Genomic DNA, 12,463 nt, shown 5'->3' with positions numbered 1-12,463 from the left:
GACAGCTTCAAATGGAGCATCACATGCAAGCAATCGAAACCGCACCCGCGTTCAACACAACGCACGCCGTACCCGAGAGATGGCCCTTCGCGGTGGAGCGTCACACGCCGACGATCGGCGCGACGATCGAAGGCGTCGACCTGCGCGATCCGCTCGACGACGACACCTGTCTCGCCTTGCGCCGCGCGCTGCTCGAATACAAGGTCCTGTTTTTCCGCGATCAGGACATCACGCCGTCCCAACATGTGGCGCTGGCGCGGCGCTTCGGCAAACTGGAGATCCACCCGGCGTTTCCGCATCACCCGGAGCATCCCGAATTGGTGATCCTCGGGCGCAACGAAACGCGCCGTGGACGCGAAAACATCTACCACTCGGATGTATCGTGGCGTGACATTCCGTCCATGGGTTCGATGCTGCGCTGCGTGCAATGCCCGGACGTGGGCGGCGACACGATCTGGATCAACATGGTCGCGGCCTATGCGAACCTTCCCGAGGAGATCAAGGCACGCATCGCTCATCTCGAAGCCGTCCACGACATTCTGCCGCTGTTCGGCACGGCGTTGCCGAAGGACCAGCATCCCGTCATGCGCCAGAAGTTTCCGCCGGTCACGCATCCGGTGGTGCGCGTGCACCCGGAAACCGGCGAGAAGGTTCTCTACGTCAATGAGGCCTTTACCACGCATCTATCGAACTACGGGCACGTGACGGCTGAGGCTTATCGCGTCGGCTTCGACTACAAGCTCGCCGAGATGGATCTGCTGCAATACCTGTTCCGTCAAGCTCAGGCGCCTGAATACCAGGTTCGTCTGAAGTGGAGACCCAACACGATCGCCTTCTGGGACAACCGCGCCTGTCAGCACTACGCCGTGCAGGACTACTTCCCCGCGCCGCGCCACATGATGCGCGCCACGGTAATCGGCGACCGTCCGGTCGGCATAGCCTGAGGAGACGGCATGACAATATTGAACACGTTCTACATCGGCGGCGCGTGGGTCGAACCGTGCGCCGGCAGCACGCTGATGGATATCGTCGATCCCGTCACCGAGGAACCAACCGGCAAGCTCGCGATGGGCACGAAAGCCGATGCCGACCGCGCCGTGGCCGCGGCGCGCGCTGCGTTCCCGGCGTGGTCAGCGACGAGCCGCGAGGAGCGCATCGCCTTGCTCGAACGGGTGATCGAAAGGTATCGCGCCCGTCTCGACGATCTTGCCGACGCCGTGCGCCGCGAGATCGGCGCGCCCATCGCACTGTGCAGGCACTTGCAGGCGCCGATCGGCCTCGCGCAGCTTCAGGCGGCGCTGCAAACCCTGCGTCATTTCGAATTCGAGACGAATCACGGCAAGAGCGATGTACGCCGCGAAGCGATCGGCGTTGCCGCACTCATCACCCCGTGGAACTGGCCTCTGAACCAGATCACCGCCAAGGTCGCGCCTGCGCTCGCGGCGGGCTGCACCATCGTGTTGAAGCCTTCCGAGATCGCCCCGTTCGACGCCGTCATTTTCGCGGAAATCATGCATGAAGCGGGCGCGCCGGCAGGCGTCTTCAACATGATCTTCGGCGAAGGACGGGTCGTGGGCGAGCATTTGTCCGCGCATCGCGACGTGGACATGGTGTCGATCACCGGTTCGACGCGCGCTGGCATCGAAGTCGCCATGAGCGCCGCGCCGACAGTCAAGCGAGTCGCTCAGGAGCTTGGCGGCAAGTCGCCGCTCCTGATCCTCGACGACGCCGACCTCAAGGCCGCAGTGACGAGCGGCGTCGCACAATGCATGGCCAACTCGGGGCAGACGTGTGTCGCGCCCACCCGCATGCTGGTGCCGCGCGACCGTTACGAAGAGGCCGTGACGATTGCCGCCGCCGTTGCCAACGCAGTGACGGTTGGCGACCCGGCCGATCCGGCCACGAAGATGGGACCGATCTCCAACCGCGCCCAGTATGACAAAGTGCAGCGAATGATTCGCACCGGGCTCGAAGAAGGCGCGCGGCTCGCGGCGGGCGGCGTGGGCCGGCCGGAAGGCATCTCGCGAGGTTTCTATGCGCGCCCCACCGTCTTTGCCGATGTTCACAACGGCATGAAGATCGCGCGTGAAGAGATTTTCGGCCCTGTGCTGGTGTTGATCGCCTACGACGATGAGGAAGAAGCCATCGCTATCGCCAACGACACGGACTTCGGGCTTGCGGGTTATATCGCCACCGGCGATGCACAACGGGCCCGGCGCATCGCAACGCGGCTGCGCGTGGGATCGGTGCGGATCAATGGCGCCATGATGGACATCACCGTGCCCTTCGGCGGCTATAAAACTTCCGGCAACGGGCGCGAATGCGGAGCGGAAGGGCTGGCCGAGTTTCTGGAATGCAAGTCGGTCACTGCCTGACGGAACACGTGAATCGGTGGAAAGAAAGGCCTGCAGCACGAGGCCTTTCTCATGGCGCCGCGAAGCGCCCTCAAATCGTGGACAAGGTCAGCGCGTTCTTCACTGACTTCACGCCCTCCACGCCTTCGGCCACTTGAGTGGCCAGTCTGATCTGCGCCTCTTCCGGTACGGTGCCTTCCAGTATCACCGCCCCTTCAGAAGCGCGAACCGTGATGCTGGCCACCCGCAGCCCCCGAGTCTTGCTGAGTGCGCGGAGCACGCTCTTTTGCAACGCCCGGTCGGCCGCCTTGCTGGCTGCTTTGCTTGCCTTCGCATCCGATGCCGGCACGGAGGACGCGGCATAACTACTCTGAGCGTGCGCACCGGAAGACCCGCCTATGGAAGCCGCCAGCATGAAAGCAGCGCCGACGAGCCGCATCGCTTTAATCGATTGCATCAGGATTTCCTTTCTCTCTTTGGTTGTCGTGAACGAACCCCATCGTCAGAAACGATGTGTCATGCCAACGAGTCCCAGAACCTGTTTCGAGCCGCTGACGACTCCCGCCACGCCGGGCCAGCTCATGTTTGCGCTGCCGTTGTTCTTCACGTACCCGGCGCGCATATAAAAACTGGTGCGCTTCGAAATGTTGTGGTCGACGCCGACCTCGACACCGAGGCTATTGTCGTGAACGCCGCGCACGACGCGTTGAATGCCCGCAAGTTCGACGGTATCAAAAGGCGTGGCTTGAATCGTCGCGCCCAGCTCCATGATGCTGTACGAATGCACCAGCATCTCGAGCGGCAGACTCACCGCGGGCGTCACCGTCACCAGCGCGCCATCGGGCACATCCTTGGGGCGGTTGTAGGAATAGTTGAACTGGAAGTTCACGATGCCCAGCCGATACGCCAGCGCCCCGGTGAAATGCTCGGTCGCCATCAATGGGAACGATGTCAAGAGGGAAGGCGCGGAAGGCACCAGCGGCGCGGTCTCGTTCGAGCCGTGCTGATACTGATAGCCGACGCCCGCGTAAAAGCCGTAACCGGAATAGCTCGCGGCCAGGTCGAGCATGTTGCCTGAAGTGACGGCCACTGGCTGGGTCGTGGCAGACGCCAGCGCGTACATCGCATAGAGGTGAACGCCGCTCAGGTCGGGCGAGAGATAGACGATCGAACTGCTGGTTCGCCCGGACACATACTGGGTCGCGAGAGTGGCGCGATCGGTGGCGCCGGCCAGATCGGCTGCGGCCAGCGGCGACAACGCTTCGTTGCCGCGGAACGGGTCCGTGAAATACACCGCCCAGAAGCTGGGCTGATATTGACGCCCGAAGCTCAACTGGCCGTAGGTGTCGTGCTTCAATCCCACCCAGGACTGCCGGTAGAACATGGCGGTGCTGTCGGCGAAGTAAGTGCCGTTATTCGTGTTGTACCCGCTCTCGACATCGAACACCGCCTTCAGCCCGTTGCCGAGGTCTTCCGAACCCTTCAGGCCGACCAGCGAACCTGTCGACCCGCCGCTTCGCTCGGCATATGAATGCCGTCCACCGTTATCCAGATACTGTACGAATACGTCCGCGACGCCGTACAGGGTCACGCTCGACTGCGCGGAAGCCGCCCCGGCGGCGAGCATCAAAACAGCCCCGAATACAGGTCTGATCCTGAAACGCATGCATGTCTCCCTTTGTTGTTTTGAATCCGGTGAACATGAGCAATGCCAAGGTGTGTCGACCGTGGCCAGCCAACACGCATCGAGCCGATGCCGCGATCGCCACGTCGGCGCGCGGGGCCCAAGATCGACGTCTCTGTTGTCGCGAATCAATATTGCGGGGACCGCCAGACGGAACCACTACCCGAACCGAGGGGGGACGGGAATACCCCGAGCGAGGCAAGGGCGAGCGGCCTCGACGCCTACCCGAAAGAGGGGGCGGCAAAAGCGCGCCGCGCCGTTACGCTCGACAGAACCGGTCATCAGCGTGCCGATGCCCCCGGGCATTGGTTCTTGCATGACCCATGCGTTGATCTGCTGCACTTATCCTTGAGCGAGGTGGCAATGTCCGCGATCCGATCCATGCCCGTCACGCGGCGGCCTGTGCATACCCGACGCATCGAGTGTGCGGGTTATGAAAGAAGCGACGGCCTGTTCGATATTGAAGGCCACATGATCGACACCAAGGCCGACGACGCCAATCTGATCTTCAAGGTCGTGCCGGCCGGCTCGCCAATTCACGACATGCGTATCGTCGTGACCGTCGACAGCAGGCTCGTGATCCATCGCATAGAGGCTCGCACCGAGGCCGCGCCAAGCCGCTATTGCGCGGAGATCAACGCGTCCTACGCGTGCCTCGCGGGCGTGGCAATCGGCGCGGGATTCATGAAGGAAGTAAGACGCCGCCTTGCCGGGACAAGCGGTTGCACGCATCTGAGCGAACTGCTCGGGCCAATTGCGACGACCGCTATCCAGACGCTCATAGGCTTGCGCGCCAGCGGAAAGGTCCGTCAAGAGCAGTCCGACCAAGCCGACATGCCAATGCTCGATACCTGCCATGCGTGGCGCGCGGACGGCGAGGTCGTGCGTTTCGTCTCCCGGCGCAAGCGCGAGCGCGAAGCTTCTCGGACTGCTCCTTCACGCGCCGGTAAAACATCGTAGTTGCACCATCTCGACCGCCCCGCCCCGGCGTGAAAATCCGCGACTAGCGCTGCGCTACAATAAGCCGGTCATCATTTTGTCTTCTGGCAGGCGCCGCTCAGGCGCCTAACCGGAACGCGCAAGGCGCAGGTCAGCATGCCGCAGAATTCTCCTTTCGAGGACCGTCCGCTCTCGCGCCGCCTGCAAAACGGCAGGATCGAACCCAACACCGAATCCCGTCTGGTCGCACCGCGCGGCGCCGCACGCATCGTTGCGCGCGAGCGCTTGCTCGCCCGGTTGCTCGACGCGCGCCGCAGTCGTTGCGTGATTCTTCAAGGTCCCGCCGGTTGCGGCAAAACGAGTGTCGTGATTGCGTGGCGCGAGGCTTTGCTGTCGCTCAGTTTCGACATCGCGTGGCTCACCCTCGCACCGGAAGACAACGACCTCGCCCACTTTTTCGATTGCCTCGTCGCCAGCCTCGCGCACGTCGACCCCGCCATCTCCCGCGAAGCCGGGCTGCTGGGCGGTCGTGGACTGGATGACGAAGCCGTCGAACGCACCGTCATCGCGCTCGTGCGCGGCATCGCCGGTCATCCCGGAGACGTCGTGCTGGTGCTCGACGACCTGCATCATCTCGCCAACGCACGCAGTCACGAAGCGTTGCAATGGCTCCTCGATTACGCGCCGCCCAACCTTCACCTCGTGCTCGTTTCGCGTGGCAGCGTGCCACTCTCGCTTGGCCGGACGCGCGACGAGGGACTCGTGCTCGAACTGGACATGCGCGATCTTCGCTTCACCGCTGCGGAATCCGAACAATTCCTGAGAGAGCAGCTCGGTGAAATCAATCCGCGAGATGCCCGCTACACGCATGAGCAGACGGATGGCTGGGTCGCCGGCCTGCAACTGTGCGCGATGCGCTTGAAAAAGAGAAAACCAGGCGCGGCGGATATCGCCGGAGCCGATCTCTCGACGCACGGTAGGCTTCAGGACGCGCGCGGCCTGGCCGAGTACTTCGAGCGGGAAGTGTTGTCGCGCCTTGCGCTCCCCGAGGTCGAGTTGTTGATTCGAATTTCCGCCTGCACGCTGTTTTGCGCGCCGCTGTGTATTGCGTTGCTTGGAGACGAACAGACAGCGGGCGAAGTGCGCGTGCGGCTGGCGAGACTTGAAAGCGACAACCTCTTCATTGCGCCGATCGAAAGCGCGGGCAGCGAAACGTGGTATCGGCTCAACCCGCTCTTTCGCGAGACCCTGCTGGAACGCTTTCAGGCGCGCAGCGAAGTGCATCGACGTGCCGTGCATCGGGCGGCATGGACCTGGTTTCGCGATCACGATCATCCCGACGAGGCGGTGCGCCACGCATTGCTCGCGGGCGAAGCGGCCGCCGCAGCCGATCTCGTCCAGTGCGTTGCCCGCACCATGCAGGTCGCCGGGAAACTGCGCAAGCTCGTCGGGCTCATGCGGCTGCTCCCATGCGTCGAGGTTCAGGCTCGCATCGGTCTGCGGCTTCTGATGGCGCATCTGCATCTGTATGCGCGCGAATTCGGCGCCTGCGCGGCGGCCATCGCGCGACTGCACGACGACATTCCTTTCGCCGACGCTCAATCGCGCTACCGCCTGGCTCTTTTGCGCACGGCGCTTGCCGTGCAACGCGACGACCCCGACGCCGCCGCCTCGATGTTGCCGCAACTGCTGGACATTCCCTCCGACGCGGACAGTCTCGCGACGGGCGCGCGCACCAACCTGCTCTCGTGGATCCACATGCGCCACGGCGCGTACGAAGAGGCGCGGCGCGTGCAGACGCAGTCGGCGCAACTGCTCTTCGAAGGCGCACCGCTTTCCGGCACGCCAGCGGGCGCGCTGAACGGCCGCTGCATGATCGGATTCAGCCATGCGCTGGAAGGCAGGTTCGTGCAGGTCGAGCGCATTGCCCGCGACGTACTCTGCAAGGCCGACAGACTCGGCAGTGCGGCCGCCGAAGCCGCATGTTTCGCCGCCGCGTTGCTGGCCGAAGCGCTCTACGAGTTCGGCGAACCCGGCGCCGCGCGCAAGCTGCTTGAAGAGCGTATCGACGTGCTGGAGCGTGTCTCCATCCCCGACTCCGTGCTGCGCGTGTTCACCGTGCTTTCGGCGGTGCACTGGACGACCGGGCATCGGCTGAACGCGTTCGCATACCTCGAACGGCTTGAACGATACGCGACGCAACACGGCCTCGTGCGGCTCGTCGCTCATGCCGTGGCAGAACAGACGCGGCGTCATCTGTCATGCGGACAGTTCGACGCGGCGCAAGCGGGACTGACCCGCCTCGACACGATGGCCGCGCACAGCGACGCCGCCCCTTCCACGACCGTCGCGGAGATTCGGGCGATGGCGGCACGCGGGCAGATCGACTGGTGCATGGCGCACGAAGACTGGGAAAGCGCGGCACTGCGTCTGCAATCGCTCATTCCGTTTTACGAAGCGCACGGCTGGCAGCGGCACGTTGCCTGTTTGCAAATGCAGTCGGCATTGGTCGATGAGCGGCGCGGCCGACCGGACGCGGCGCGCGTGGCCGTGCTGGCCGCATTGCGGCGCGGACACCGGCTCGGTCTCATACGCAGTTTGCTCGATACAGACCCCGGCGCCCTCGATCTCATCACTCATGTCGAGCAGAGTGAACCGCACGATCCCGTGCTTTCCTTTTACGTGGACCGATTGCATGCCGCGCAACAAGGCGCGCCGCGCAGCGGTGCCAAGCCGGCCGCGCGGCTCAACAACGCGGGCGGGAGCATCGACACGTTGAGCGAACGCGAAACGCGCGTGGTCGGATTGCTGGCGCACGCGCTGCCGAATAAGAAAATCGCGCGCACGCTCGGCATTTCGCCCGAAACCGTCAAGTGGCATCTGAAGAACATCTACGGGAAGCTCGGCGTGGCAAGCCGCGACGAAGCAGTCGCCCGCGTGCGCGATCTCGAACTGAGCAACGCGACGCTGGGCAGTGCCGCCAGTGGAGCAGGCTGACGAGCCCTGATTCGTTCTTGCGCAGCCACGCCACCCGCCTTGGGTGGTTCCGTCGCAGCCGCAACGCACTATCCTTCGATTCAAGGGGTAGTGCGTAATCATTGCGCACACAAAACTCCACGAAATAACGCCGGTGCGCGCCGCGGTGCGCACTGAAGCCAAGGAGACAGGCGTAAATGAGTACGCTGATGGATGACGTATCTGCAGTAGCGCCTTATCGTCCCGTGCGTTTCCCGGAGCGCCGGCCGCACATCGAGCACCGTCCCGACGGCACGCTTATCCTCAGTTCGGCGAGCGCGCCGCCGGTCATTGCCGAGCGCAGCTTTGCCGCGTTCATTCCCGCGTGGGCCGAGCGTCGCGGCGATGACACGGCATTCGCCGAGCGCGATGCAACGGGCGCATGGCGCACCATTAGCTGGCGCGAACTGTGGGTACAAGTCCAGACGGTTGCCGCCGCGCTGCTCGAAATGGGACTGGGTCAGCAGCGTCCCGTGATCCTGCTATCAGGCAATTCGATCGAGCAGGCGGTATTGCTGCTCGCGGCCGAATACGTCGGCATTCCGAGTGCGCCGGTGTCGCCTGCTTATTCGCTCGTCAGCCGGGACTTCGCGCGTCTCAAAGGCGTGCTGCGAATGGTTCCGCCCGCCACGGTGTTCGTGCAGGATGCGGCGCAGTTCGCGCGCGCGCTTGCCGCTCTCGCCGCTTCGGGCGTCGCGGGCACATCGATCATCACCGTGCGCAACGCCGCGCCCGGCCACCGCACCTGGGCCGACTTGCTCGCCAGCGGATTGACGCACGCGCGCAGCGCCGCCGTCGCGGCAGCGCATGCATCGATCGACGGCGCCCACACCGTTCGCGTGCTGTTCACCTCGGGCTCGACCGGTGTTCCGAAGGGCGTGCCGCTCACCTACGGCAACTTCAGGGCAGTCGCGTCCTACTACGCCGACAACCTCGGCTGGCTGCTGGAATCGCCACCGGTCTTTCTCGACTGGCTGCCCTGGCACCACGGTCTGGGCGGCGTGCTCAATCTCGGCCGTTCGATTCAGTTCGGCGCGACCCACTATATCGACGACGGCCGGCCGCTTCCGGGGCTGATCGAGCGCACGGTTCGCAATCTGCGCGACGTCTCGCCCACCGTGTTCACGAGCGTTCCCTCGGCGTGGGCCGTACTGGCGGGCGAACTCGAACGTGACCCCGTGCTCGCGCGAAGCCTGTTCGCCGACGTCCAGTATTTCGGCTATGGCGGGGCCAGCCTTCCCGCCGACGTGTGGAATCGCATCCAGCGCGTCGCCGTCAATACCATCGGCCGGCGCATCGTCTTTTCGACCGGTCTCGCCTGCACGGAAACGAGCGGCATGGGCACCTATTGTGGCTGGCCGTCGAAAGACCTCGGCAACATCGGCGGCCCGGTACCCGGCTCCGAAGTGAAGCTGGTGCCGCTCGACGGCGGCGACGAACGCTACGAGATCCGCATGCGCGGCGCGAATGTCTTCGGCGGCTATCTCGACAATCCGGAACTGAGCGCGGCCGCGTTCGATTCAGAAGGCTTCTTCCGCCTCGGCGACGCCGTCCGTCTGGCCAATCCGGAAGATGCGGGCGAAGGCCTGCTCTTCGCCGGCCGCGTGGTCGAAGACTTCAAGCTCACCAACGGCACCTGGGTACGCACGGGCGCCGTCCGTCTCGGTCTGCTCGAACTGTGCGCCCCGCTCATTTCGGACGCGGTGATCTGCGGTCACGATCACGACTATCTCACCGCGCTTGCATGGCCGAACGTGGCCGCCTGCAAACGGCTCGCCCCCGAGCTTGCCGAACTGGACGCGGAAGCGCTCGCCCGGCATCCGCTCGTGGTGGCCGCGCTGCGCGAACGCCTCGTCACTCAGCGAGGCGGTGGCGCCAGCCGCACCATCGAACGCGTGATGCTGATGGCGGAACCGCCTTCCATCGACGCCAACGAGATCGCCGAAAAAGGCTACGTCAATCAGGCCGTCACCCGCGCGCGGCGCGCTCATCTGATCGAGCCTCTCTTTCACGCCGAGCCGGCCGCGCATATCGCCTGCGCACGGTAAGCCTCACACCCGGATCAGGCGGATCCTTTCTCAGGAACTTAGTCATGCACATTACTCGAACCGTCTTCCGCGACGATCACGAAATGCTGCGCACCAGCGTGCGCCGCTTTCTGGAACGGGAATGCGTTCCGAAACAGGCCGAATGGGACAAGACCGGCCGCGTCGATCGCGAAACCTGGCTGAAGGCGGGCCGTGAAGGACTGCTGTGCCTGACGCTGCCAGCCGAATACGGCGGCGGCGGCGGCGATTTCGGTCATGCGGCCGTGCTCAACGAGGAAGTGAATCGCGCGGGCCTGAGCGGGCTGGGCTTCGGCGTTCACTCGGACGTCATCGCGCCTTATATCGCGCGCATCGGCAGCGAAGATCAAAAGCAGAAGTGGCTCCCCAAAGTCTGCTCGGGCGAGTCGATTCTCGCCATCGCAATGACCGAACCGGGTACCGGCAGCGACCTCAAGTCCGTGCGGACGAGCGCCGTGCGCGATGGCGACGAGTACGTCATCAACGGCAGCAAGACCTTCATCAGCAATGGTCTGAATGCCGACCTGATCATCGTGATCTGCAAAACAGACCCGAGCGCGGGTTCGAAGGGCGTGAGCCTAATCGTAGTCGAGGCAACTCGTCCAGGATTTCGCCGTGGCCGCAAGCTCGACAAGGTCGGCATGCACGGGCAGGACACCGCCGAGTTGTTCTTCGACGACGTACGCGTTCCGGTCGCCAACCGTCTCGGCGAGGAAGGTCAGGGCTTTGCCTACCTGATGGGTGAACTGCCGCAGGAGCGCTTGTCCATCGCCATCGGCGCGGCGGCGAAGCTCGAAGCCTGTCTCGAACATACGCTGAACTATGTGAAGGACCGCCGCGCCTTCAATCAGACCGTATGGGACTTCCAGAACACCAAGTTCAAGCTTGCCGACATCAAGGCCCAGGCCACGGCCGTGCGCCTGATGGTCGATCACTATCTGGCCGAGCACGTGCGCCGTCGCCTGACGCTCGAAGAAGCCGCCATCGCCAAGCTCTACGCCACCGAGACACTTGGCAAGGCGCTCGACGAGATGGTGCAGCTTCACGGCGGCTACGGCTACATGCTCGAGTACCCCGTCGCACGCGCCTTCGCCGATGCGCGCGTGAACCGCATCTATGGCGGCACGAGCGAGGTCATGCGCGACCTCATCTCCCGCAAGCTGTAAGTCGAACCTTCTTTTCCACGGAGCAGTGATATGACTCGTAACGTCTTCGTCGCCGGCGTCGGCATGATCCCGTTCAAGAAACCCGGCACCAGCGACACCTACGACGTGATGGGCGCCGGCGCGGTTCGCCAGGCACTGGCCGATGCCGGGCTCGACTACGCCGACGTCCAGCAGGCCTACGCCGGTTACGTCTACGGCGATTCGACCTGCGGTCAGAAAGCGCTCTACCGCGTGGGCATGACCGGCATTCCGGTCATCAACGTCAACAACAACTGTGCAACCGGTTCGTCGGCGTTGTTCCTCGCCGGTCAGGCCGTCCAGAGCGGCGCGGTGGACTGCGCGCTTGCGGTCGGCTTCGAATTCATGCAGCCGGGCGCGCTGTCATCGAAGTGGAGCGACCGCGCACCGGCGCTCGAACGCGCGCTGGATCTGGTCAACGAACTGGTCGACCGAACCGATCTGCCGTCTGCCATCCGCCAATTCAGCGGCGCGGGCCGGGCGCACATGGAGAAGTACGGCACCCGCCTCGAAACCTTTGCCAGGATTCGCGCGAAGGCGAGCCAGCATGCGGCGCGCAATCCGCTCGCCGTGTTCCGCAATGTCGTGACGCCGGAAGACGTGCTGGCCTCGCCGATGATCTGGGAAGGCGTGCTGACGCGCCTGATGGCCTGTCCGCCGACTTGCGGGGCGGCTGCGGCGATCGTCGTGTCGGAGGCGTTCGCGCGGCGGCACGGCTTGCGCACCGACGTGCTGATCGCCGGCCAGTCTCTCACCACCGACGAGCCGAGCACTTATGACAGCCGCGACATGATCCGCGTGGTCGGCTTCGACATGACGCGCTCCGGCGCGAAGCTCGCGTACGAGCAGGCAGGCGTCGGTCCCGAAGACATCGACGTAATCGAATTGCACGACTGCTTCGCGCAGAACGAGTTGTTGACCTACGAGGGCCTTGGTCTGTGTGCCGAAGGCGATGCGGAAAAACTCGTGAACGACGGCGACAACACATACGGCGGCAAGTGGGTGGTCAATCCCTCGGGCGGGCTCTTGTCCAAAGGTCATCCGCTCGGCGCGACCGGCCTTGCCCAGTGCTACGAGCTGACCCATCAGATGCGCGGCACGGCCGACGAACGTCAGGTGAAAGGCGCGAAGGTCGCGCTGGCGCATAACCTCGGGCTCGGCGGCGCGTGCGTCACGACCGTGTACAAGGCCGCCTGATGCCGCGACTTCCGATGGAGTATC

The 12,463-nt window shown here is 64.3% G+C and carries 9 protein-coding genes; 7 read left to right on the top strand and 2 right to left on the bottom strand.

Features of this window, described 5'->3' with window-relative positions; genetic code table 11:
• Positions 1 to 23 precede the first annotated feature (23 nt).
• A complete protein-coding gene (locus NCR40_RS26350; protein ID WP_250511163.1) occupies positions 24 to 944 on the top strand; it encodes a TauD/TfdA dioxygenase family protein in 921 nt (306 codons plus the stop codon).
• 9 nt (positions 945 to 953) lie between these two features.
• Positions 954 to 2,375: an aldehyde dehydrogenase family protein gene (locus NCR40_RS26345; RefSeq protein WP_250511162.1), complete on the top strand. Its 1,422-nt coding sequence runs from the start codon at positions 954 to 956 to the stop codon at positions 2,373 to 2,375.
• Between the two features lie 70 nt (positions 2,376 to 2,445).
• On the opposite strand, the gene NCR40_RS26340 is transcribed toward NCR40_RS26345, so the two are convergent.
• The gene (locus NCR40_RS26340) at positions 2,446 to 2,811 is read right to left on the bottom strand and encodes a BON domain-containing protein (RefSeq protein WP_250494339.1); all 366 of its coding nucleotides are present in this window, start codon (positions 2,809 to 2,811) and stop codon (positions 2,446 to 2,448) included.
• Between the two features lie 45 nt (positions 2,812 to 2,856).
• Complete coding sequence (locus NCR40_RS26335; RefSeq protein ID WP_250511161.1) at positions 2,857 to 4,020, bottom strand: porin; 1,164 nt, start codon at positions 4,018 to 4,020, stop codon at positions 2,857 to 2,859.
• Positions 4,021 to 4,107: 87 nt separating this feature from the next.
• Here NCR40_RS26335 and NCR40_RS26330 point away from each other — a divergent pair, with 87 nt between their 5' ends.
• The 5 genes from NCR40_RS26330 to NCR40_RS26310 all read left to right on the top strand — a co-directional run bounded on the left by NCR40_RS26330 (position 4,108) and on the right by NCR40_RS26310 (position 12,439).
• A complete protein-coding gene (locus tag NCR40_RS26330) occupies positions 4,108 to 4,998 on the top strand; it encodes a DUF2889 domain-containing protein (RefSeq protein ID WP_250511160.1) in 891 nt (296 codons plus the stop codon).
• A 135-nt stretch (positions 4,999 to 5,133) separates the two neighbouring features.
• Positions 5,134 to 7,974 carry a winged helix-turn-helix domain-containing protein gene (locus NCR40_RS26325; protein ID WP_250511159.1) on the top strand — a complete coding sequence of 947 codons (2,841 nt, stop codon included), beginning with the start codon at positions 5,134 to 5,136 and terminating at the stop codon, positions 7,972 to 7,974.
• Between the two features lie 176 nt (positions 7,975 to 8,150).
• Positions 8,151 to 10,040 (top strand): feruloyl-CoA synthase, encoded by a 1,890-nt coding sequence (locus tag NCR40_RS26320; RefSeq protein ID WP_250511158.1) that lies wholly within the window; start codon positions 8,151 to 8,153, stop codon positions 10,038 to 10,040.
• 44 nt (positions 10,041 to 10,084) lie between these two features.
• Positions 10,085 to 11,224 carry an acyl-CoA dehydrogenase family protein gene (locus NCR40_RS26315; protein WP_250511157.1) on the top strand — a complete coding sequence of 380 codons (1,140 nt, stop codon included), beginning with the start codon at positions 10,085 to 10,087 and terminating at the stop codon, positions 11,222 to 11,224.
• Positions 11,225 to 11,254: 30 nt separating this feature from the next.
• Positions 11,255 to 12,439, top strand: coding sequence for a lipid-transfer protein (locus tag NCR40_RS26310; RefSeq protein WP_250511156.1), 1,185 nt, complete (start codon positions 11,255 to 11,257; stop codon positions 12,437 to 12,439).
• The last annotated feature ends 24 nt before the right edge of the window (positions 12,440 to 12,463 follow it).

It is taken from the genome of Caballeronia sp. GACF4 (assembly GCF_023631025.1).
Classification (GTDB): domain Bacteria; phylum Pseudomonadota; class Gammaproteobacteria; order Burkholderiales; family Burkholderiaceae; genus Caballeronia.
This window is presented reverse-complemented; position numbering and strand designations above follow the sequence as displayed.